The sequence below is a fragment of the Microbacterium sp. UFMG61 genome, from assembly GCF_015354505.1.
In the GTDB taxonomy this organism is placed as follows: Bacteria; Actinomycetota; Actinomycetes; order Actinomycetales; family Microbacteriaceae; genus Microbacterium.
This window is the reverse complement of the sequence record NZ_JACAFP010000007.1, coordinates 35723-56122: the sequence shown is the minus strand read 5'-3', so window position 1 is coordinate 56122 and position 20400 is coordinate 35723. Positions and strand designations below refer to the sequence as shown.

Genomic DNA, 20400 nt, shown 5'->3' with positions numbered 1-20400 from the left:
GTCGTGTCGCCGCGTTTCGCTCCTGGGCCGCGCATCTGGCAGAATAGAGGGTCGGACGACGTGCTCGACCCTCTATCCAGCTCTCGTCCTCCCTCTTTGAGCTTCCGCCGGGTGTGCACCCCACTCTCCAGGCGATCGGTTCGTCAACTTCCACACAATTCAGGAGAATCGTGGCTGTAAAGATTCGTCTCAAGCGCCTGGGCAAGATCCGTGCGCCCTACTACCGCATCGTCGTCGCCGACTCGAAGACCAAGCGCGACGGCCGCGTGATCGAAGAGATCGGCAAGTACCACCCCACTGAGGAGCCCTCGTTCATCGAGATCGACTCCGAGCGTGCGCAGTACTGGCTCTCCGTCGGCGCGCAGCCGACCGAACAGGTCGCAGCCCTTCTCAAGATCACGGGCGACTGGGGCAAGTTCAAGGGCGACAAGGACGCCAAGTCCACGCTGAAGGTCAAGGAGCCCAAGGTTCCGTTCGAGATCGACGCGTCCAAGAAGTCCGTCGTCAAGCCCAAGGCAGAGAAGAAGGAGGCTCCCGCTGAGGAGGCTCCGGCCGCTGCCGACGCGGAGGCCGCTGAGGCTCCCGCCGCCGACTCGGAGTAATCCGTCGTGCTCGCCGCCGCGCTCGAACACATCGTCAAGGGGATCGTCGATCACCCGGAGGATGTGCGTATCAATTCGTCCACCTCGCCGCGAGGCGATCTCCTCGAGGTGCGCGTGCACCCCGATGATCGTGGACGCGTGATCGGGCGCGGCGGCCGCACCGCGAAAGCACTGCGTACGCTCATCTCCGCTCTGGCGGACGGGCGACGCGTCCGCGTCGATGTCGCGGACGACTGACGTGGTGTCGAAGGAACGCAACCAGGGCAAGAATCAGCTGCGTGTGGGGCGCCTCGTCAAGGCTCACGGCCTGAAGGGCGCGCTCAAGCTCGAGCTGTACACCGACAACCCCGAGGGTCGTTTCACGCCGGGAGCCGAGTTCACTCTTCAGGTGCCTGAGGCATCTCCGTGGCACGGCAAGACCGTGGTCGTTCGCGAGTACCGCGTGATGAACGGCAACCCCGTCGTCTTCCTCAACGACGTCGACGATCGCGAAGGCGCGGAGAGCCTCGTCCGCGCGATCCTCTGGATCGACCAGGATGCCGATGAGGCCGAGGAAAACGCCTGGTTCGATCACCAGCTCGTGGGTCTCGACGTCGTCCGCGACGATGTCGTGGTCGGGAAGGTCGCCCGCGTGGAGCATTTTCCCGCACAGGACCTGCTCATCGTCAAGTCCGGTGACCAGGAGATCATGGTCCCGTTCGTGCAGGCGATCGTTCCCACTGTCGATGTCACCGCCGGCCGCGTCGTCGTGACGCCGCCCGCAGGACTCTTCGAAGAACTTCCCGACGCATCCGAGACGCCGGACGCGGGGGAGTCCTCGGACTCCGACGCCTCCGAGTGACCGCTGGTACGGGTGCTGCCGTGCGCATCGACGTCGTCTCCATCTTCCCGACGTACTTCGACGGGCTGACACTCTCGCTTCTCGGCAAGGCACAGAGCACCGGCATTCTCGATCTCTCCGTGCGCGACCTCCGGGACTGGACCTCGGATCGTCACCGTACGGTCGACGACACTCCCTACGGCGGGGGCGCCGGTATGGTGATGAAGCCCGAGCCCTGGGGACTCGCACTCGACGAGCTCACCTCCACCACTCCGCCGCACTCGGGGGAACGGCCGACCATCATCTTCCCCTCTCCCGCGGGAGAGGTGTTCACCCAGGCCACCGCACGCGATCTGAGTACTCGCGAGCACCTGATCTTCGGGTGCGGACGCTATGAGGGCATCGACGAGCGCGTCTTCGAGTACGCATCGTCGCTCGGGGAGGTGCGCCTCCTGAGTCTGGGCGACTACGTCCTCAACGGGGGAGAGGTCGCGACCATGGCGATGATCGAGGCCATCGGGCGATTGATCCCCGGTGTGGTGGGGAACCCCGAGAGCCTGGTCGAGGAGTCGCATGAGGATGGGCTTCTCGAGTACCCGTCGTACACGAAGCCATCGATGTGGCGGGACCGCGCGGTTCCCGACGTCCTCCTCAGCGGCAACCACAAGCTGATCGCGACGTGGCGCCGCGATCAGCAGCTCGAACGAACCCGCACACGTCGCCCCGACCTTCTCGACGACGCGTCCTAGACCGCCGACTCGGTGAGGCCGGTCGAGGTGACGTCTCGGTGCGCTGGTAGCGTCGACTCGTGGTCGACGAAGCACTGGCGAGATCGTTCGAGGCGATCGGAGCGGACTACGACCGCTACCGTCCGGGTTTTCCCCCGGCGTGCGTGGACCTGCTGCTGCCGCAGTCGGTGGGCGCGGCGCTGGATCTGGGGGCGGGCACGGGGAAGTTCACAGAGCTCCTCGTCGGGCGAGCCGATCACGTGATCGCGGTCGAGCCGTCGGAGGCGATGCTCGCGGTGCTGCGGTCGAAACTGCCAAGTGTGGAAGCACATTGTGCCAGCGCTGAGGATATCCCCGTGCAGGATGCCTCCGTCGATGTCGTCGCCGTCGCCCAAGCCTTCCACTGGTTCGATCGTGCGCGCGCCTGCGCCGAGATCGCGCGGGTACTGACCCCGGACGGAGCGCTCGGATTGATCTGGAACCACTCCGATCCGGCGTGCGCCTGGGACAGCGCGGCGCATCGGATCGCACACCCCGCGGTCACCGACGACGACGGCACCACGAGCAGTGCTGTGGAGCAGCTCCCCGGATTCCGATTCGTCACCCACGAGCAGATCCACTGGACCGAGCGGATCGAGCGGGCAGATTACCTGCGGCGATGGTCGACGGTGAGCACGTTCCTCGTCGCTGACGATGACACGCGCTCTGCGCTGTACGCAGAGATCGAGAACGTCCTCGACGGAGACCCCGAGATCCGCGGCCGGCAGGAGTTCGACCTTCCGATCGTGACCGACGTGTTCGTCTATCGACGCGTCTGATCGAGCGGCAGGGGAGTCCGCAGCTCAGTCGACGCCGAGGAACGACCGGTCGGTCAAAATGATCGGTCCGTCCGCCGTCACTGCGACGGTGTGCTCGGAATGAGCGCCTCTCGACCCGTCGACGCTGCGCAGAGTCCAGCCGTCGGGGTCGGTCACGAGCTCATCGGTGGACGCGAGCAGCCAGGGCTCGAGTGCGAAAACGAGTCCTTCGCGCAGCGGGAATCCACGTCCTGCTCGACCGTCGTTGGGTACATGGGGATCGCCGTGCATGATGCGCCCGACGCCGTGACCACCGAAGTCCGTGTTGATCGAATATCCCTCGCCGTGCGACACGTCGGCGATGGCTGCCGAGATGTCGCCGATCCGGTTGCCGACGACAGCCGCGGCGATCGCGGCATCCAGGGCGCGTTCGGTCGTCTCGATGATCCTGAGATCCTCGTCACGTGGCGTGCCCACTACGAAAGACACGGCGGAGTCGGCGACCCAGCCGCCGACGGAGACGGCGAAATCGAGAGAGACGAGGTCTCCGTCGCGAAGCGCGTAGTCGTGGGGGAGACCGTGCAGGACCGCGTCGTTGATCGAGGTGCAGATGACCTTTCCGAACGGGCTGGCCCCGAACGACGGGTGGTAATCGATGTAGCAGGACTCCGCACCGGCCTTGCGGATCAAGTCGTGCGCGCGTCGGTCGATCGACAGCAGGTTCGTTCCGACCTTGGTCTCATCCCGCAACGTGGCCAGGGTCTCGGCCACGAACCGTCCGGCGGCGCGCATCTCGTCGATCTCGGCAGGGGTGCGCAGTTCGATCATCGGGTGTCCTCTCGTCTCCTCCATTCTCCCCGATATGCCGACCGCGGGCGTTCACGCGCTCACAGCGAACACCGGGACAGGCGTCGGTGCTTCGTCGTACGATTCAGGCATGTGGTTGCGTCAGGCGTTCTTCCGCTGGCTGATTCCGGCGGCTTTCCTGCTGCCGCTCTGGCTGTTGATCGGCTGGGGAGTGTTCCAGGGCGGCTGGGCGATCCTCTGGGTCCTCTTCATCGCTGTTCCGTCGGTCTTCGTCGGGCAGCTGGCGCTCACTCTGCTCACGCGTTCGCGCCCTTCGGTGCGTGCCGAACGGGCGGTGTCCTGGTGGGACGTCGGCGGGTTCACCCTCTGGCACGGTCTGACCATCGCCGTGGGATGCTTCATCGACGGCGCGTTCGGATGGCTCCTCGCCGCGGCTGTCGTCGTGGGGATCGGCATGTTCTGGCTGCAGTTCTGGCAGCTCTGGACCGAGGCGAAGGCGAACGGGGCAGGATTCCGTCAGACCGTGTCGTGGTCCATGACGGAGAGCGTCGGCGAGACGAGCTCGTCTCCTCGTGCGACCAGACCGCACGAGGTCATCGTCGTCAGGGAGACCGACTCACGCGACTGACAGTGCCGCGAGCGTTTTGAATGCGAGCCGCATCCGTGGCAGAATGAATGTTTGTGCCGTGACCGGTTCTGCCTCAGGGGAGCCCGCGGACGCTTCGGCGCCGTTCAGCACGAACCCGTTCTTATTCCTTCCTACATCATGCATCCGACCTGAGGCGAGTGCAGAGAGAGACGATCATGCAGATCCTCGACGCCGTCGACGCAGCATCCCTGCGTTCCGACATCCCCGTCTTCCACCCCGGTGACACGGTCAACGTGCACGTGAACATCACCGAGGGAACCCGCTCGCGTATCCAGGTCTTCAAGGGCGTCGTCATCGGTCGCCAGGGCGATGGTGTGCGTGAGACCTTCACCGTTCGCAAGATCAGCTTCCAGGTGGGCGTCGAGCGTACCTTCCCGGTTCACTCCCCGGTGATCGACCACATCGAGGTCGTCACTCGCGGTGACGTGCGTCGCGCGAAGCTGTACTACCTCCGCCAGCTGCGTGGCAAGAAGGCGAAGATCAAGGAGAAGCGCGACAACTGACTTCGCGCGCTCCACAGCACCCCGGGACACGATGTCCCGGGGTGCTGTGTTTTCAGCGAGGTGTGCGAACCTTGGTAATGCCGTCTCCGAGCGGTTCGAGACTGTGAAGGAATCCAGATGACGACTGACTCTGCGGCTGCGTCCACGTCCCCGACCAGGCGTCGCCGCGGTCTTCTGATCTTCCTCCGGGACGTCCTCGTGATCATCGTGATCGCGGCTCTCGTCTCGTTCGTGGTCAAGACGTTCGTCGTACGCTCGTTCTACATCCCCTCCGCGTCCATGGAACGGACGCTGATGGTCAACGACCGCATCCTCGTGGACGAGCTCACGCCGCGGTGGGCCTCGTACGAACGCGGAGACGTCGTCGTCTTCAAGGATCCGGGCGGGTGGCTCGACGGTGTGCCGCAGACTCCGGCGCAGCCTCCGCTGGTCGAAGCGGTCGACTGGGTGCTCAACATGGTCGGCATCTCGGCGACGGACTCGCAGGATCACCTCGTGAAGCGTGTCATCGGCCTTCCGGGCGATCACGTGGTCTGCTGCAACGCCCTCGGCCAGATCACCGTCAACGGCGCTCCGATCGATGAGCTCGCCTATCTCAACCTCCCGGACGGTGACACCGCAGCCTCGAACGAGGCCTTCGACGTCACAGTTCCCGAAGAGTCTCTGTGGCTCCTCGGCGACAACCGCGACCGTTCGCGCGATTCGCGCGCGCATCAGGATCTGCCCAGCGGCGGATTCGTGCCTCTCGCGAACGTGGTCGGCAAGGCGTTCCTCACCACCTGGCCCCTCGACCGACTGGGAACGATCGACGGTCATCACGACAGCTTCAACGGGGTTCCGGATCCGGAATGACCGTGGCCGTGCCGACGCTCGCGCTGGAGCGCAGACTGTTGACCGAGTGCGACCTCGTGATCTCTTTGGACGAGGTGGGTAGAGGGGCGCTGGCCGGCCCCGTGGCGGTGGGCGCTGCGATGATGACCGCCGCCGGTGCGCGGCGGCGTGTCCCTGACGGGCTCCGCGATTCCAAGCTGGTCTCCGAGAAGCGCAGGCCTGAGGTCGCCGTCCGCGCGTCCGCGTGGGTGCAGGCCTCGGGCGTCGGGTGGGCGAGCTCTGCCGAAGTCGATGAGGTGGGGATCATGCGTGCTCTGGGGCTCGCCGCCTCACGCGCAGTGCAGGCCATCGCCGATCAGGGAGTCCTGCTCGCGAACGCGCTGGTGCTGCTCGACGGGAACCACGACTATCTCTCCTCTGTGCACCCGGACCCGCTGCGAGTACGGCCGGTGATCAAAGCCGACCGGGACTGCGCATCCGTCTCGGCGGCGTCCGTGATCGCGAAGGTCGCTCGAGACACGTACATGACCGGGATTCATGAGGAGCACCCGGCATATCAGTGGGACAGGAACAAGGGGTATGCGAGTGCCGAGCATCGTCAGGCCATCAACGACCTCGGGCTGTCACCGCACCACCGGTCGTCGTGGGCCATCGCCGCTGCACCGACCCTGTTCTGACGGCTCGTGCGGCCCAGTCGCGCCGTCGACTCTAGGATGGAGTCATCATGGATGAGGAAGCCTTCGACGACTACGACCGCGAGCTCGAACTCGCACTGTTCCGCGAGTACCGCGATGTCGTCGCGCAGTTCCAGTACGTCGTCGAGACGGAGCGGCGGTTCTACCTCGCCAACGAGGTCAACGTGGTCCGCCGCGACACCGAGCACGATTTCTATTTCGAGATCTCGATGAGCGATGTCTGGGTCTGGGACATCTATCGGGCTGACCGATTCGTCAAGGCCGTTCGCGTGCTCACGTTCAAGGATGTGAACGTCGAAGAGCTGCAGCGTCGTGAGTTCGAGATCCCCCAGGAGCTCTCGCTCGACGGCGAGTGATCCGCTCTGCACATATCGAGTGATTTCGCGGTTTCCCAGAGAAGCCGGTGATCGCGCGGTGTCGCCGCATCGCGACGTCGTCGTTCTCGTCAGGCTGTCCCCATGGCAGCGAAAGACGAGCTCGGCAGAGCCGGTGAAGAGCGTGCGGTCCGCTATCTGACCGCGATCGGGTATCGAGTACTCGACAGGAACTGGCGCTCCGACCAGGGCGAGATCGACGTCGTAGCCAGGATCGACCGACGACTCGCAGTCGTCGAGGTGAAGACGCGGCGATCGGCAGCTTTCGGCCATCCCTTCGAGGCGGTCGATGCCCGAAAGCGTCGCCGCCTGTGGCAGCTCGCCCATGCCTGGGCCGAGGCGAATCCGGAACACGCGCGTGGGCTGGAGATCGTCATCGAGGCGATCGGGATCATCGGATCGGACCCCGCCTCGGGAGAACTCGAGCACCTTCGGGACCTGTCGTGACGACCGCTCGGACCTGGGCTGTCGCGCTCACCGGTGTCGTCGGGCACATGGTCGAGGTCGAAGCGGACCTGTCGAACCAGACTCCGGAATTCAGGATCATCGGGCTGCCCGACAAATCTCTGGGAGAGGCCGTTCAGCGGGTGCACAACGCCTGCAAGAACGTGGGGCTCTCGCTTCCGCGTCGCCGCCTGACCGTGAACCTGTCGCCCGCGAGCCTGCCGAAGCAGGGCTCGGCTTTCGATCTGAGCGTCGCAGTGGCCGCGCTGGCGGCGGGAGGTGCGGTGCAGTCACGAGCCATCTCGAGGACGGTGCACCTGGGCGAACTCGGACTCGACGGCCGGCTTCGACCGGTTCCCGGCGTCCTCCCCGCGGTCTTCGCGGCCATGCGCGCCGGCTTCGACACGGTGATCGTCCCCCATGCCAACGAAGCGGAGGCGCGGCTCGTTCCGGGGATCGATGTGCGCGCGGCAGCGACACTCGCTCAGGTGGCGCTCTGGCACGGGGCCGATGTGGAACCGGTTGACGTCGAACCCGTCGAATCGATCAGCAACGTCTCCGACCCACCTGCGCAGCTCGACCTCGCCGACGTCATCGGTCAGGAAGCGGCTGTCGAGGCGCTGACCATCGCGGCTGCCGGTGGTCATCACATGCTCTTGAGCGGACCGCCGGGCGCTGGCAAGACCATGCTTGCGCGTCGGCTCCCCGGCATCCTGCCACCGCTCACGGACGAGGAGGCGCTCGAGGTGGCGTCGATCCGCTCGCTCGCGGGGGAGTCGGTTCGCAGTCTCGATCTCGTGCCGCCGATCCAGTCACCGCACCACAGCGCATCTGTGGCCGCCTTGGTCGGAGGTGGATCGCGTGTGGCCCGTCCAGGCGCGATCGTGCGCGCGCATCGGGGAGTCCTCTTCCTCGACGAAGCAGCGGAGTTCTCCCGGGTCGCTCTCGACTCGCTTCGCCAGCCTCTCGAGGCCGGCGCCATCGAGGTGAGTCGAGCCGGTTTCACGGCGAGCTACCCCGCGCGCTTCCAGCTCGTTCTGGCGATGAACCCGTGTCCGTGCGGGAACAACGGAGTCCGAGGGGCAGAGTGCGTCTGCCCCTCGCTCGCCATACGTCGATACGCGACACGCCTGTCCGGACCTCTCCGGGATCGACTCGACATCGAGCTCCACGTCGCGAGGGTGGCGGTGGCTCGAACCATGCGCGGGGCTCAGGCAACGGTCACCACCGCCACAGCGCGCGAGCGCGTCCGTGAGGCGAGGGAGCGCGCGGCCGCGCGCTGGCGGGGCACACCCTGGCGATGCAACGGTGAGATCCCCGGTGCGCGTCTGCGCCAGTTCGACCTGCGGGTCGACCCGAAGGCCCGCGCCCCCCTCGACACGGCATTGGAACGGGGTGCCCTCACCCTGCGGGGCTACGATCGCGTGCTGCGCGTGGCCTGGACCATGGCAGACCTCGCTGGGGTCGACAGACCGGGCCGCGACGAGGTCGGCGGAGCGCTCTTCCTCAAGAGAGGATTCATCTCATGATCGACGCGCTGCTCGCAGACGGAGGACTCCGCACCGCCGTCGATGACGTGCATCCCGCCGGTGAGCATGCCGAGACGATCGCGCGGATCGCGTGGTCGGTGCTGGCCGAACCAGGCGACGGTGTTGCCGGGGCTTTGGTCGGCGAGCTCGGCGCCGCGGGGGCGCTCAGATTCGTCTTCGGCGACACGCAGGCACTCGTCCCGCCGGGGGATGAGGGCAGGACGATCAGGGAGGGAATCGCGCGATGGTCGGCGAGAGCGGATCCGGAGGCCGTGCGGCGCGCCGTCACGGACGCCCGTGATGTGGTGGCCCAGCTGGTCGTGCCCGGTGACCCGGAGTGGCCGATCGCGCTGGAAGACCTCGGCGCGCACGCCCCGATCGTTCTGTGGGTGCGTGGCGATACCTCTCTGCTCAGCCGCGATCCTCGCGTCGCGATCGTCGGCGCGCGAGCGTCCAGCGCATACGGAGAGATGGTACGGCGGAGATCGCGGGCGACCTCGCAGCAACGGGTGCGGTGATCGTCTCGGGCGGTGCGTACGGAATCGACGGTGCTGCTCACAGAGCCGCGCTCACTGTGGACGGGGCCACAGTGGCGTTTCTCGCCGGGGGCGTGGACAGAGCGTACCCGCAAGGTCATCAGCAGTTGTTGCGTCGGATCGTCGGCACCGGGGCGGTCGTCAGCGAAGTGCCCTGCGGGGTCGCGCCGACCAAGTGGCGCTTTCTGTCGCGCAATCGACTGATCGCCGCCGTGGCTCAGGCGACGGTCGTGGTCGAAGCGGGGTGGCGCAGCGGGTCGCTCAACACGGCTGGTCATGCCGCCTCGCTGGGGCGGCCACTCGGAGCGGTGCCCGGGCCGGTCACCTCCGCCGCATCCGCGGGATGTCATCGCCTGCTTCGGGAGTACGACGCCCGCTGCGTCACGAACACGAGCGAAGTCCGTGAACTGTGGGAGGGAGCGCCACGCTCGGTCATTCCCGAGACGAGGGCGACCGACCCGGAACAGCGCCGGCTGCTGGATGCGATCGGGACCCGGAGCTGGGTGCCGCTCGCCGAGATCGGACGACGGGCGGGCTTGGCTCCCGACCGGACGCGAGCCCTTCTGGGCGTCCTCGAGCTGGAAGGGGCAGTGGAACGGTCGGACGCCGGGTGGAGGAAGAAGCGGATGGAGGCACGGCGAGGCTGACCTCAGCCCGTGCCTCGCTCAGGCAAGCTGTCACCATGGAGTTCTCGGTCGCGGCGAGTGCGTTCGCCGAGCACCTCGAGAAGGTGCGAAGGCTCTCGACCGCGACGGTTCGGGCATACCGCTCGGACCTTCGGGATCTCGGTGTGGTCGTCGGCGATGCGCAGCTCGACGAAGTCGATCTCGAGACCCTCCGCGGCTGGCTGTGGCGCGCGACGCAGCGGGGGGACGCGCGATCGACCCTCGCGCGTCGGGCGGCGGCGGCACGGTCCTTCTTCAGCTGGGCGCAGGAGCAGGAACTGATCGATGTGGATCCGAGTCTTCGGCTCATCGCGCCCAGGCGGGGCCGAACCCTGCCCACAGTCGCGTCCCAGGAAGCGATGAAGGGCTTGCTCGACGCTCAGCGCGCCGCGACGGAGTCCGGCGATCCGATCGCGATGCGCGACCACGGGATGCTCGAGATGCTCTATGGGTCAGGTATTCGTGTATCCGAGCTGTGCGGGCTCGATGTCGACGACCTCGACCTCGATCGCGCCACCGCCCGGGTGCTCGGTAAGGGATCCAAGGAGCGCGTGGTGCCGTTCGGGGCGCCTGCGCGGCTGGCGCTCGGTGCTTATCTGACCCGCTCTCGCCCGGCTTTGCTCGCGCGCTCTTCGACGACGACCAGCGCGCTCTTCCTGAGCACCCGCGGCGCGCGGATCGGGTCGCGTGCGGTGTACACACTTGTCGCCGAGGTGCTCTCGCCGTTCGTCGGTGCCGAGACCGTCGGGCCGCACGCTCTTCGTCACACAGCGGCGACGCATCTCCTCGACGGAGGCGCGGATCTTCGCGCGGTGCAGGAGATCCTCGGTCATGCGAGTCTCGGCACGACGCAGATCTACACGCACGTGTCGGCGGAGCGGCTCACAGCCACGTACCGACTCGCGCACCCGCGCGCCTGAGGGTCCTCGCCGGACAGTCCAGAGGTTCTTCGAGTGATCACTCGCCGGCCGGACACACGCGACCGCCGAAGTTCGCGGTCACAGAGCTTCGCGGTCACAGAGCATCACAACACGGGAGCAGCACGGCGCGAGGCACGGGCCCGAAGAGCAGCAGAGGATTCAGATATGCCCCGTCGAGACGCACGCCGACGTGCACTGTCCCGACCGCGACGTGTCCGCCGTGGTCGACGATGCCGACAGGGTCGCCGGCCGACACGGGGTCACCGGGCGACAGCGCCGACACGAGAGGCTCGAACGTCGAGACGAACCCGCCCGGGTGCTCGATCGTGAGCAGAGGACGGTCGACCACGGTGCCGCGAAACGCCACGACCCCGGTCGCAGGCGCGTGGACGATGGTGCCGATCTCGGCCGCCAGATCGACGCCGCGATGGCCGGCTGCATATTCGTGGGCGGGCGCACGGTACGGTGCGACTACGTCGCGTGGCGCCTGCAGCGGCCACGCCCACACTGGATAGCGCGTGTCGTCGTCGGCGGTCGGCGATGCGGCGTGCGCGTTCGGCGAACAGGTGACGATCAGAGCGAGGGCGGCAACCATCATGAGTCGGGCTGCCCGTGGCCGGCGATTGCAGTGCATCGATCGATCCTGCATGATGGGCCCGATTCGAACGGAGGTCTTCGGTTCCCGCCACGGTGATGGGGAGGATCCTCGCCATCCGAACGCCGGTGCAGAGCGGGTCAGGCGTCCGGATCCTGTATGCTGGAGGAGCACCTCGATCTCGAGGTGACTACGCGTGCCCAGAGCGACTTCGGTCGTGGCATCCACTCCCACAGGTCCTGTTCTCGAACAGGCGGGCGTGCGCCGGGCACCAGGGAGTTCGATCGTCCGATCGACTTGACAACCTCAATGGCGCAGAATCGCGCCGGAACAAGGAGACGACCATGGCTGTGGTCACCATCCGCCAGCTGCTCGACAGCGGTGTGCACTTCGGACACCAGACCCGTCGGTGGAACCCGAAGGTCAAGCGCTTCATCCTCACCGAGCGCAGCGGCATCCACATCATCGACCTCCAGCAGTCGCTCGGCTACATCGACAAGGCCTATGACTTCGTCAAGGAGACCGTCGCGCACGGCGGCACCATCCTCTTCGTGGGCACGAAGAAGCAGGCGCAGGAGATCCTCGCCGAGCAGGCGACTCGCGTCGGCCAGCCCTATGTCAACCAGCGCTGGCTCGGTGGACTCCTCACCAACTTCTCCACCATCGCGAAGCGTCTCGCTCGCATGAAGGAGCTCGAGGAGCTCGACTACGAGAACCCTTCTGCCTCGGGCTTCACCAAGAAGGAGCTGCTGCTCAAGAAGCGCGAGCTCGACAAGCTCCACAAGTCGCTCGGCGGTATCCGCAACCTCACCAAGACGCCGTCCGCCCTCTGGGTGGTCGACGCCAAGCGCGAGCACCTCGCGATCGATGAGGCCAAGAAGCTCGGCATCCCCGTGATCGGAATCCTCGACACGAACGCCGACCCGGACGACTTCCAGTACCCGATCCCCGGCAACGACGACGCGATCCGATCGGTCTCGCTGCTCACCCGTATCATCGCGGACGCTGCGGCCGAGGGTCTGCAGCAGAAGCACAACCCCGAGACGGGCGACGCTGAGCCGCTCGCCGACTGGGAGAAGGAGCTTCTCGAGGCTCCCGCTGAGGCCGCTGCTGAGGCTCCGGCCGAGGACGCCGCTGCTGAGGCTCCGGCCGAGGACGCCGTTGCTGAGGCTCCGGCCGAGACCGACGAGGCTCCCGCAGCCGAGGCCGCTGAGGCCCCCGCTGAGGCAGACGCCAAGTAATTCCGCGACCACCACACATCACGAAGCAAGGAGCCACCACACATGGCCAACTTCACCATCGCTGACCTCAAGGCGCTGCGTGAGCAGCTCGGCACGGGAATGGTCGACACCAAGAAGGCGCTCGAGGAGGCTGACGGAGACGTCGAGAAGGCCACCGAGATCCTGCGTCTCAAGGGTGCCAAGGGCAACGCGAAGCGCGCCGACCGTTCGACCAGCGAGGGACTCATCGTCGCTCGCGAGCAGGATGGCGCTGTGACGCTCATCGAGCTCGCCTGCGAGACGGACTTCGTCGCCAAGAACGACCGCTTCATCGCGCTGGCCGACAAGGTCGCCGACGCGGTCGCGGCCGTCAAGGCCGACTCGGTCGAGAGCGGTCTTGCCGCTCAGGCCGGCGACAAGAGCGTCGAGCAGGTCATCTCCGAAGAGGCCGCGATCATCGGCGAGAAGGTCGAACTGCGTCGCGTGCGCACGATCTCGGGCGACAAGGTCGAGGTCTACCTGCACCGCACGAGCAAGGACCTGCCGCCGCAGATCGGTGTCGTCGTCGCCTACTCGGGTGACGACGCCGAGACCGCTCGCAGCATCGCCCAGCACATCTCGTTCGCGAACCCGTCGTACCTGTCCCGTGAGGACGTCCCGGCTGAGGCCGTGGAAAAGGAACGCGAGATCGTCACCGAGATCTCCCGTAACGAGGGCAAGCCGGAGGCGGCTCTGCCCAAGATCGTCGAGGGCCGTGTCTCCGCGTTCATCAAGCAGGTCGCACTGCTCGAGCAGGACTACGCGAAGGACAACAAGCTCTCTGTCGCCCAGGTGGCGAAGAACGCCGGTATCACCGTGACGGACTTCGCGCGCTTCAAGGTCGGCGCGTAACATCGTCGAAGGGGTTCGGATCCGCAGGGTCCGAACCCCTTCTTCATGCCCAGAAGGCACTATCTTGAGTGGGACGAGAGGACAACACCCATGACCGAACGCACCGGACGCCGACGCGTCCTTCTGAAGCTCTCCGGCGAGGCGTTCGGCGCCGGCCAGCTCGGCGTCAACCCCGACGTCGTCAGCCAGATCGCGCGCGACATCGCCGCAGCGGTCGACCGCGTCGAGATCGCCATCGTCGTCGGTGGCGGCAACTTCTTCCGCGGCGCCGAACTCAGCCAGCGCGGCATGGATCGCGGCCGGGCCGATTACATGGGCATGCTCGGAACCGTCATGAATGCGCTCGCGCTTCAGGACTTCCTCGAGCAGGCCGGAGCACCGACTCGCGTGCAGTCCGCCATCTCGATGACCCAGGTCGCAGAGCCCTACATCCCGCTGCGCGCGGAGCGTCACATGGAGAAGGGGCGGGTCGTGATCTTCGGGGCCGGCGCAGGTCTTCCGTACTTCTCGACCGACACGGTCGCCGCGCAGCGCGCCCTCGAGATCGGCGCACAGGAAGTCCTCGTGGCGAAGAACGGCGTGGACGCGATCTATACGGCTGACCCGAACAAGCATGCGGATGCGGAGCGCATCGAGCGCGTCACGTATCGCGACGCGCTTCAGCAGGGGCTCAAGGTCGTGGATTCGACGGCGTTCAGCCTGTGCATGGACAACAACATGGACATGCGGGTGTTCGGAATGGAGCCGGCCGGCAACGTCACCCGTGCGCTGCTCGGTGAGCCCATCGGAACTCTCGTCACCGCCTGAGCGCCTGACCGGGCTCACGGGTCCTGGCCGATAGAATTTCCTCACACCCCGACGATAGGAGTCACCGTGATCGCGGATGTCCTCGCAGAAACCACCTCCCGTATGGCCCGAGCGGTCGATGCCGCCAAGGAGGACTTCTCCACCGTGCGCACGGGGCGGGCGAACCCGCAGCTGTTCCAGAAGCTGCTCGTCGACTACTACGGGACGCCGACGCCTCTCGCCCAGCTCGCATCGCTCGCGAACCCCGAGGCTCGGTCGCTGCTGATCACCCCGTACGACAAGTCGGCGCTCAAAGCGATCGAGCAGGCCGTCCGCGACATGCCGAACCTCGGTGCGAACCCGACGAACGACGGCAACATCGTGCGCGTGACCATGCCCGAGCTCACCGCCGACCGCCGCAAGGAGTACGTGAAGCTCGTCAAGGCGAAGGGCGAGGATGCGAAGGTCCACGTCCGTGGCATCCGCCGCAAGGCGAAGGACGAACTCGATGCACTGAAGAATGATGTGGGCGAAGACGAGATCGCCCGCGGCGAGAAGGAACTCGACGCACTCACGCGCCAGCACGTCGACCTGATCGACGACGCACTCAAGCGCAAAGAGGCTGAACTGCTCGAGGTGTAGGCCGGATGTCCGACGAACCCACCGGTGCTGGTGCCGACCAGCCCCCCACGCGCCGTCACGCGCGCGATTCGTCGGCGTCGACCGGCGGTGTGCCCCTCGAGGACGGGGCCTACCAGGCATTCGACGCAGCGAGTGTGCCGCCGCGTCCGCCGGTGCCCCCTCGCGACGGCAGGGGACCTCTCGCATCGATCGACCTCGCCGACCACGCGGCGATCCGCGAGCAGTGGCGGTTGGCGCGCGACGAACTCGGCAGTCATGTGTCCAACGCGCGTGATCAGTTCGATCAGGCGAACGAGCGCATCAAGGAGCGGACCGGGCGCGATCTGGTGCTCGCGATCTTGATCGGCCTGGCCTTCGGAGGCGCGCTGCTGGCCTCGCTGCTGTTCATCAAGGTCCTCTTCGTTCCGTTCGCTCTCGCGGCGGCGCTTCTCGGTGTCTACGAGCTTGCTCTCGCTCTGCGTACCTCGGGTCGTCGGGTCGACGTGGGCCCGCAGCTCGCAGCGGCTGCTCTGGTCGTACTCACGGCGTTCTTCGTCGAGGTATGGCTCGTGTGGGTCATGCTGTTCATCGCCGTGGCCTTCGTGATCGTCTGGCGTCTCGTCGCGCAGATGATCACCAAGGACGGCCGTACGTACGGTGATGTGCTCACAGATGCGGTCGTCGCAGGCTTCGTCCAGATCTATGTCCCGTTCCTCGCTGCGGTCGCTCTGATCCTGCTCAAGCAGGAGGGCGGACAGTGGTGGGTCCTGAGCTTCATCGCGATCGCCGTCGTCGCCGACACCGGCGCGTACGCTGCGGGGCTCGCATTCGGCCGTCACCCGATGGCTCCTCGGATCAGCCCCAAGAAGACCTGGGAGGGGTTCGGGGGCGCTGTGGTCGGGTCGATCACGGCCGGCGTTCTGCTGGCGATCTTCCTCCTCGGCCTTCCCTGGTGGATCGGCGCGATCTTCGGAGTCGCGATCCTCCTGTCGGCGACGCTGGGCGACCTCGGCGAGTCGATGCTCAAGCGCGATCTCGGCATCAAGGACATGAGCTCGTGGCTTCCCGGTCACGGCGGTCTTCTCGATCGGCTGGACAGCATCCTGCCCTCGACGGTTCCCGCGCTGTGCCTGTACTTCCTCTTCTCCTCCTGGACGGTGCTGTGATGACTCCCGACGACGCTTCGACCGGAGCAGGAGCCGCGCGCACGGCTCCTGCCTTCTCGCTGACGACCGGACGTGAGAAGGGGTATCACCAGGCGGCCGTCGACACCTTCCTCGCCGCAGCGCGAGCCGCGTTCGAGGACTCCGACGGTGAGTTGACCGCCGCCGACGTCAGGGTGGCCTCTTTCCCGCTCGTGAGGGGCGGGTATGTCGTGGCCGAGGTCGACGCTGCACTCGGCCGGGTCGAAGACGCGTTGGCCGCTCGTGAGCGCGACCAGGCTGTGCGGTCCCGCGGGGCCGGAGTCTGGGTCGACCAGGCGCGGGGCGATGCGCAACTCATCCTCGATCATCTCGCTCGCCCGCAACGCCACCTGTTCGCCCGTTCCCAGGTCCTCACGTTCGGGTACCGAATCGACGAGGTCGATCACGTGGCCGGTCGAATCGTGCGGTACCTCCGAGACGGAGAGCCGCTCACCGCAGAACAGCTCCGCTCTGCGGCTTTCCGCATGCAGCGGGGTGGATACCGCGAGGAGCAGGTCGACGCCCTGCTCGACGCCACGGTCGACGTGATCCTGGCCGTTCGCTGAACGTTCCCGTGGTCGATCTGCCGCTCACCCGGTAGACTCCCTCTATCGTGAACTCCCGAGACGACATGACTCACAAGCGAGAAGATGTGGCGCCGGTGCGCCCAGCGCCGGCGAATTCGGCGCGCAAGGGAACTCGGAAGCGCGGGGTCGCCGGCGTGGTCAGCGCCTTGGCCGTGATCGGCTTCGCGGGCGCCATGGTCGCTCCCACGGGAGTCGCACTCGCGCAGCAGCCGGACCAGGCGTCGCCGGAATCTGCCTACTCGGTCGCTCTCGCCGACACGCAGAATCTCACCGTCACGTCAGGCGGCGCTGCTATCGCCCCTGTGCAGCGTGGGATGTTCACCGTCTACGTGACGCCGACTCCGACTCCGACTCCGACTCCCACCGAGAAGTCGCCCTCGTCACCGAGCGGTGGCGGCGGTGGCGGGGGAGGGCCGCTGTTCTACACGGGCGGTGGCGCACCCGCAGAGTGGATGTCTGCCGCAGGCATTGCGGAGGGCGACTGGGGCTACGTCGATTACATCGTGTCGCGTGAGAGCGGCTGGAATCCGAATGCGACGAACAAGTCGTCCGGAGCATGCGGCCTCGTGCAGGCGCTGCCATGCAGCAAGGTCCCCGGCAACGGCTACGACCCGATCGACAACCTCCGCTGGGCGACCGGATACGCCACAGGGCGATACGGCAGCTGGGCTGGCGCGCACGCCTTCTGGACGAAGAACCACTGGTGGTGAGCGGCGGTCATGCCCCGCTCACATCGCCGCCGTCAGACGCGCCCTGACTCCGAGGACTCGCTCGACCGTCTTCTCGCGTCCTGGAAGCGCACCGAGGTGCGTCGCGGGGCGGAATGGACCGTACAGCCGGTGTCGGCCGTGCAGGCCCAGAAGGAGTACAGCTGCCCGGGCTGCAGTCGCATGATCGAGCCCGGAACCGCGCACCTCGTCGCCTGGCGTGCGGACGGAGTCCTCGGCGATGCCGCCGATCTGGCAGCGCGCAGACACTGGCACACACACTGTTGGAGGATGGCGTGACGATCGAGATCCGTGGACCGCTCGAACTGCCCGCGCAGCGCGAGGACATCGAACTGGTCACCGCCGACGAGCTCAGGCTCGTGGGAGAGCTCGCCGTACCGGAGTCGACCGACCCGGTCGCGACGCTCGTGACTCTGCATCCCCTGCCCACCGCCGGGGGTTTCATGGACTCCCACATCCTCCGCAAAGCCGCCGCACGGCTGCCCGCGATCGCCGACCTCGCCGTACTCCGGTTCAACACGCGCGGTACGAGCTCACCCCGCGGGAAGAGTGAGGGTCAGTTCGACGGGGGAGCAGCCGAGCAGTTCGATGTCGCGGCGGCGATGGACTTCGTGCGAGAGCGCGCTCTCCCGCGTCCCTGGCTTCTCGGATGGTCGTTCGGCACGGAACTCGCCCTGAAGTACGGGCGCGAGCACGAGATCGAGGGGATCATCCTTCTGTCTCCTCCGCTGCACCGTGCGACGGACGCCGAGGTCGCCGCATGGGCGGACACAGGAGTGAAGGTCGTCATCCTCGTGCCGGAACTCGACGACTACCTGCGCCCGGATGAAGCCCGCGCCCGATTCGCATCGGTGCCGCATGCGACGCTCATCGCCGTCGATGGGGGCAAGCACCTGTGGGTGGGGGAGTCGCAGACGCGTCGCGTGCTGACCGAGATCGTCGCAGCCGTCAATCCCGCAGCGCTTCCGCTTCCCACCACGTGGCCCGCGGGCTAGATGTACTGACCCAGATCGTTGTTGACGTAGGAGAAGCCTCCGGTGTCGAGTTGGAGCTGTCTAGTTCTGCAGCTCGATCACACGGAGGCTTCTCGTGTCCCACGCTAATGCCCGGCTGACTCCGGCCGGCAGGTTGATCATGGTTCAGCGCATCCAGTCCGGTCGTGCCGTCGCGCATGTGGCGGCGGAGATGGGTATCTCGCGCACGACGGCGTGGCGGTGGTGGCGCAGGTTCCGCGAGTCCGGCCCCGCGGGGCTGGTGGACCGGTCCAGTGTCGCCAGGTCCCATCCTGCGCGGANTGTACTGACCCAGATCGTTGTTGACGTAGGAGAAGCCTCCGGTGTCGAGTTGGAGCTGTCTAGTTCTGCAGCTCGATCACACGGAGGCTTCTCGTGTCCCACGCTAATGCCCGGCTGACTCCGGCCGGCAGGTTGATCATGGTTCAGCGCATCCAGTCCGGTCGTGCCGTCGCGCATGTGGCGGCGGAGATGGGTATCTCGCGCACGACGGCGTGGCGGTGGTGGCGCAGGTTCCGCGAGTCCGGCCCCGCGGGGCTGGTGGACCGGTCCAGTGTCGCCAGGTCCCATCCTGCGCGGACGAAACCGTGCCGCGAGACGCGGGTGCGGATCATGCGGCACCTCACCCGTCGCGGCCCGGTGTTCATCGCGAGCAAGCTCGGGATGCAGGCCTCGACCGTCGGTCGAGTGCTACGTCGGCATCACACCCCGCTGCTGCGCGAGATCGACCCGGTGACCGGGACCGTGATCCGCGCGACGCGTCGTTCTGCGCGTCGGTATGAACACGACCATCCCGGCTCGTTGATCCATGTCGACGTGAAGAAGCTCGGTCGAATCCCTGACGGTGGTGGGTGGCGGGCGCACGGGCGCAGCGAGAAGGTCCGCGGCCGCGGGATCGGTTACGACTACATCCACACCGTGATCGACGATCACTCCCGACTCGCCTACGCAGAGATCCACGACGACGAAAAGGGCGCCACCGCCGCCGGTGTCCTCGAGCGTGCCATCGCGTTCTACGCCCGCCTCGGCGTGACCGTCGAGCGAGTGATCAGCGACAACGCGTTCGCCTACCGGCACTCGACCGCGTTTCGAGACGTAATCGACGCGCACGGCATCACGCAGAAGTTCATCCGCCCGCACTGCCCCTGGACGAACGGGAAAGTCGAGCGCTTGAACCGCACCCTCGCCGCCGAATGGGCCTACGCCCGACCCTGGACCTCCAACGACGACCGCCGAGCAGCATTGACGGCCTGGCTCGACCACTACAACCTAGACAGAACCCACCTCGGCATCGGAGGCAAGACCCCTATCGACCGAATCAACAACGGTCGAGGTCAGTACAGGACCGCGGATCGTTCGCGGCAGCATGGGTGTTCCCCGGCGGCAAGGTCGAGACCGGCGACAGATCTCCCGGTGCGGATGAGCAGGACGATGCGCGCCGCGCAGGCGCGCGCGAGACCTCGGAGGAGGTCGGCCTGTCGATCACCGGACCGATGCCCGCGCTGTCTCGCTGGCAGCCGCCGCGCGAGGCACCCGTGCGCATCCGCACGTGGTTCTTCCTCGCGGAGGCGCCCGACGCGCCGTTGTCGCCTTCGCCGGGCGAGGTCGCGGACGTGGCCTGGGTCACCCCTTCCGAGGCTCTGCGCCGCCATGCCGCAGGGGAGTGGATGCTCTATCCGCCCACGTGGATGACGCTGCACGGGTTGAGCCGATTCGCGAGTGCCCGCGATGCGTTGGACGCCGCCGGTACAGCCGAGATGTTCGCGACGCGGATCGAGCGGACCGAGGCTGGCACCGTCTTCGCCTGGGGATCGCTGCGGCTGGAGACGGGGGCCCTGCCCTGGCGCCTCGTCGACATCGACCGGACGGGGTAGT

General features: G+C 66.8%; 26 protein-coding genes and 3 pseudogenes. 27 read left to right on the top strand and 2 right to left on the bottom strand.

Going from position 1 to position 20400, the window contains the following annotated elements:
• The first annotated feature begins 170 nt into the window (after positions 1-170).
• From rpsP to IXW21_RS09905, 5 genes are read left to right on the top strand one after another with little or no spacing between them, the layout of a single operon-like run.
• A complete protein-coding gene (rpsP, locus tag IXW21_RS09925) occupies positions 171-602 on the top strand; it encodes a 30S ribosomal protein S16 (protein ID WP_194764102.1) in 432 nt (143 codons plus the stop codon).
• A 6-nt stretch (positions 603-608) separates the two neighbouring features.
• On the top strand, positions 609-839 hold the full coding sequence (locus tag IXW21_RS09920) for an RNA-binding protein (RefSeq protein ID WP_056307930.1): 231 nt from the start codon (positions 609-611) through the stop codon (positions 837-839).
• Positions 823-1443 carry a ribosome maturation factor RimM gene (gene rimM / locus IXW21_RS09915; protein WP_194764101.1) on the top strand — a complete coding sequence of 207 codons (621 nt, stop codon included), beginning with the start codon at positions 823-825 and terminating at the stop codon, positions 1441-1443. Before IXW21_RS09920 ends, rimM begins: the two co-directional genes overlap by 17 nt.
• Before the next feature lie 20 nt (positions 1444-1463).
• The gene (gene trmD, locus IXW21_RS09910) at positions 1464-2171 is read left to right on the top strand and encodes a tRNA (guanosine(37)-N1)-methyltransferase TrmD (protein ID WP_194764100.1); all 708 of its coding nucleotides are present in this window, start codon (positions 1464-1466) and stop codon (positions 2169-2171) included.
• 59 nt (positions 2172-2230) lie between these two features.
• The gene (locus IXW21_RS09905) at positions 2231-2968 is read left to right on the top strand and encodes a class I SAM-dependent methyltransferase (RefSeq protein ID WP_194764099.1); all 738 of its coding nucleotides are present in this window, start codon (positions 2231-2233) and stop codon (positions 2966-2968) included.
• Positions 2969-2992: 24 nt separating this feature from the next.
• Here IXW21_RS09905 and map read toward each other — a convergent pair whose 3' ends face one another.
• On the bottom strand, positions 2993-3775 hold the full coding sequence (gene map / locus IXW21_RS09900) for a type I methionyl aminopeptidase (protein ID WP_194764098.1): 783 nt from the start codon (positions 3773-3775) through the stop codon (positions 2993-2995).
• Positions 3776-3884: 109 nt separating this feature from the next.
• Here map and IXW21_RS09895 point away from each other — a divergent pair, with 109 nt between their 5' ends.
• From IXW21_RS09895 to IXW21_RS09855, 10 genes and pseudogenes are all read left to right on the top strand, one after another.
• Complete coding sequence (locus IXW21_RS09895; protein WP_194764097.1) at positions 3885-4382, top strand: MFS transporter permease; 498 nt, start codon at positions 3885-3887, stop codon at positions 4380-4382.
• A 176-nt stretch (positions 4383-4558) separates the two neighbouring features.
• On the top strand, positions 4559-4906 hold the full coding sequence (gene rplS, locus IXW21_RS09890) for a 50S ribosomal protein L19 (protein WP_194764096.1): 348 nt from the start codon (positions 4559-4561) through the stop codon (positions 4904-4906).
• A 117-nt stretch (positions 4907-5023) separates the two neighbouring features.
• Positions 5024-5758, top strand: coding sequence for a signal peptidase I (gene lepB / locus IXW21_RS09885; RefSeq protein WP_194764095.1), 735 nt, complete (start codon positions 5024-5026; stop codon positions 5756-5758).
• Complete coding sequence (locus IXW21_RS09880) at positions 5755-6414, top strand: ribonuclease HII (protein WP_194764094.1); 660 nt, start codon at positions 5755-5757, stop codon at positions 6412-6414. The genes lepB and IXW21_RS09880 overlap by 4 nt, the downstream gene beginning before the upstream one ends.
• Positions 6415-6461: 47 nt before the next feature.
• Positions 6462-6788: a DUF2469 family protein gene (locus IXW21_RS09875; RefSeq protein WP_056419488.1), complete on the top strand. Its 327-nt coding sequence runs from the start codon at positions 6462-6464 to the stop codon at positions 6786-6788.
• A gap of 102 nt (positions 6789-6890) precedes the next feature.
• Positions 6891-7253 carry a YraN family protein gene (locus tag IXW21_RS09870; RefSeq protein ID WP_194764093.1) on the top strand — a complete coding sequence of 121 codons (363 nt, stop codon included), beginning with the start codon at positions 6891-6893 and terminating at the stop codon, positions 7251-7253.
• Entirely contained in the window at positions 7250-8779 is a 1530-nt protein-coding gene (locus IXW21_RS09865) for a YifB family Mg chelatase-like AAA ATPase (protein ID WP_194764092.1), read from the top strand. The genes IXW21_RS09870 and IXW21_RS09865 overlap by 4 nt, the downstream gene beginning before the upstream one ends.
• Positions 8776-9638: pseudogene (locus IXW21_RS18670) on the top strand (DNA-processing protein DprA); the annotation flags it as partial. The gene IXW21_RS09865 and the pseudogene IXW21_RS18670, both read left to right, overlap by 4 nt.
• Entirely contained in the window at positions 9624-9962 is a 339-nt protein-coding gene (locus IXW21_RS18665; protein WP_416361097.1) for a hypothetical protein, read from the top strand. The pseudogene IXW21_RS18670 and the gene IXW21_RS18665, both read left to right, overlap by 15 nt.
• A 35-nt stretch (positions 9963-9997) precedes the next feature.
• Positions 9998-10900, top strand: coding sequence for a tyrosine-type recombinase/integrase (locus IXW21_RS09855; RefSeq protein WP_194764091.1), 903 nt, complete (start codon positions 9998-10000; stop codon positions 10898-10900).
• 94 nt (positions 10901-10994) lie between these two features.
• On the opposite strand, the gene IXW21_RS09850 is transcribed toward IXW21_RS09855, so the two are convergent.
• Positions 10995-11498, bottom strand: a complete 504-nt coding sequence (locus tag IXW21_RS09850; RefSeq protein ID WP_194764090.1) for a murein hydrolase activator EnvC family protein — start codon at positions 11496-11498, stop codon at positions 10995-10997.
• 341 nt (positions 11499-11839) lie between these two features.
• On the opposite strand from IXW21_RS09850, the gene rpsB reads away from it, so the two are divergent.
• From rpsB to IXW21_RS09790, 12 genes and pseudogenes are all read left to right on the top strand, one after another.
• Positions 11840-12736, top strand: coding sequence for a 30S ribosomal protein S2 (gene rpsB, locus IXW21_RS09845; protein WP_194764089.1), 897 nt, complete (start codon positions 11840-11842; stop codon positions 12734-12736).
• Positions 12737-12778: 42 nt separating this feature from the next.
• On the top strand, positions 12779-13606 hold the full coding sequence (gene tsf, locus IXW21_RS09840; RefSeq protein WP_194764088.1) for a translation elongation factor Ts: 828 nt from the start codon (positions 12779-12781) through the stop codon (positions 13604-13606).
• 90 nt (positions 13607-13696) lie between these two features.
• A complete protein-coding gene (gene pyrH, locus IXW21_RS09835) occupies positions 13697-14413 on the top strand; it encodes a UMP kinase (RefSeq protein WP_194764087.1) in 717 nt (238 codons plus the stop codon).
• 66 nt (positions 14414-14479) lie between these two features.
• Complete coding sequence (gene frr, locus IXW21_RS09830) at positions 14480-15034, top strand: ribosome recycling factor (RefSeq protein ID WP_194764086.1); 555 nt, start codon at positions 14480-14482, stop codon at positions 15032-15034.
• Positions 15035-15039: 5 nt separating this feature from the next.
• Positions 15040-16179 (top strand): phosphatidate cytidylyltransferase, encoded by a 1140-nt coding sequence (locus IXW21_RS09825; protein ID WP_194764085.1) that lies wholly within the window; start codon positions 15040-15042, stop codon positions 16177-16179.
• A complete protein-coding gene (locus tag IXW21_RS09820; RefSeq protein WP_194764084.1) occupies positions 16179-16763 on the top strand; it encodes a DivIVA domain-containing protein in 585 nt (194 codons plus the stop codon). Before IXW21_RS09825 ends, IXW21_RS09820 begins: the two co-directional genes overlap by 1 nt.
• A 65-nt stretch (positions 16764-16828) precedes the next feature.
• Positions 16829-17494 (top strand): transglycosylase SLT domain-containing protein, encoded by a 666-nt coding sequence (locus IXW21_RS09815; protein ID WP_228528387.1) that lies wholly within the window; start codon positions 16829-16831, stop codon positions 17492-17494.
• Positions 17495-17503: 9 nt separating this feature from the next.
• Positions 17504-17791: a hypothetical protein gene (locus IXW21_RS09810; protein WP_194764083.1), complete on the top strand. Its 288-nt coding sequence runs from the start codon at positions 17504-17506 to the stop codon at positions 17789-17791.
• A gap of 2 nt (positions 17792-17793) precedes the next feature.
• The gene (locus IXW21_RS09805) at positions 17794-18507 is read left to right on the top strand and encodes an alpha/beta hydrolase (protein WP_194764308.1); all 714 of its coding nucleotides are present in this window, start codon (positions 17794-17796) and stop codon (positions 18505-18507) included.
• A 94-nt stretch (positions 18508-18601) separates the two neighbouring features.
• Positions 18602-18805: pseudogene (locus IXW21_RS09800) on the top strand (helix-turn-helix domain-containing protein); the annotation flags it as partial.
• A gap of 95 nt (positions 18806-18900) precedes the next feature.
• A pseudogene (locus IXW21_RS09795) lies at positions 18901-19848 on the top strand (IS481 family transposase); the annotation flags it as partial.
• Positions 19737-20399, top strand: a complete 663-nt coding sequence (locus IXW21_RS09790; RefSeq protein WP_228528400.1) for an NUDIX domain-containing protein — start codon at positions 19737-19739, stop codon at positions 20397-20399. The pseudogene IXW21_RS09795 and the gene IXW21_RS09790, both read left to right, overlap by 112 nt.
• Position 20400: the final 1 nt, after the last annotated feature.

Excerpts from the sequence above, each read along its gene's own strand:
- IXW21_RS09815 (WP_228528387.1), top strand. The coding sequence starts at position 16,829 with ATGACTCACAAGCGAGAAGATGTGGCGCCGGTGCGCCCAGCGCCGGCG.
- IXW21_RS09825 (WP_194764085.1), top strand. The coding sequence starts at position 15,040 with ATGTCCGACGAACCCACCGGTGCTGGTGCCGACCAGCCCCCCACGCGC.
- rimM (WP_194764101.1), top strand. The coding sequence starts at position 823 with ATGTCGCGGACGACTGACGTGGTGTCGAAGGAACGCAACCAGGGCAAG.
- rpsB (WP_194764089.1), top strand. The coding sequence starts at position 11,840 with ATGGCTGTGGTCACCATCCGCCAGCTGCTCGACAGCGGTGTGCACTTC.
- IXW21_RS09810 (WP_194764083.1), top strand. The coding sequence starts at position 17,504 with ATGCCCCGCTCACATCGCCGCCGTCAGACGCGCCCTGACTCCGAGGAC.
- IXW21_RS09895 (WP_194764097.1), top strand. The coding sequence starts at position 3,885 with ATGTGGTTGCGTCAGGCGTTCTTCCGCTGGCTGATTCCGGCGGCTTTC.
- IXW21_RS09870 (WP_194764093.1), top strand. The coding sequence starts at position 6,891 with ATGGCAGCGAAAGACGAGCTCGGCAGAGCCGGTGAAGAGCGTGCGGTC.
- IXW21_RS09850 (WP_194764090.1), bottom strand. The coding sequence starts at position 11,498 with ATGATGGTTGCCGCCCTCGCTCTGATCGTCACCTGTTCGCCGAACGCG.
- pyrH (WP_194764087.1), top strand. The coding sequence starts at position 13,697 with ATGACCGAACGCACCGGACGCCGACGCGTCCTTCTGAAGCTCTCCGGC.
- IXW21_RS09875 (WP_056419488.1), top strand. The coding sequence starts at position 6,462 with ATGGATGAGGAAGCCTTCGACGACTACGACCGCGAGCTCGAACTCGCA.
- IXW21_RS09880 (WP_194764094.1), top strand. The coding sequence starts at position 5,755 with ATGACCGTGGCCGTGCCGACGCTCGCGCTGGAGCGCAGACTGTTGACC.
- IXW21_RS09855 (WP_194764091.1), top strand. The coding sequence starts at position 9,998 with ATGGAGTTCTCGGTCGCGGCGAGTGCGTTCGCCGAGCACCTCGAGAAG.
- lepB (WP_194764095.1), top strand. The coding sequence starts at position 5,024 with ATGACGACTGACTCTGCGGCTGCGTCCACGTCCCCGACCAGGCGTCGC.
- IXW21_RS09820 (WP_194764084.1), top strand. The coding sequence starts at position 16,179 with ATGACTCCCGACGACGCTTCGACCGGAGCAGGAGCCGCGCGCACGGCT.
- rplS (WP_194764096.1), top strand. The coding sequence starts at position 4,559 with ATGCAGATCCTCGACGCCGTCGACGCAGCATCCCTGCGTTCCGACATC.
- tsf (WP_194764088.1), top strand. The coding sequence starts at position 12,779 with ATGGCCAACTTCACCATCGCTGACCTCAAGGCGCTGCGTGAGCAGCTC.
- map (WP_194764098.1), bottom strand. The coding sequence starts at position 3,775 with ATGATCGAACTGCGCACCCCTGCCGAGATCGACGAGATGCGCGCCGCC.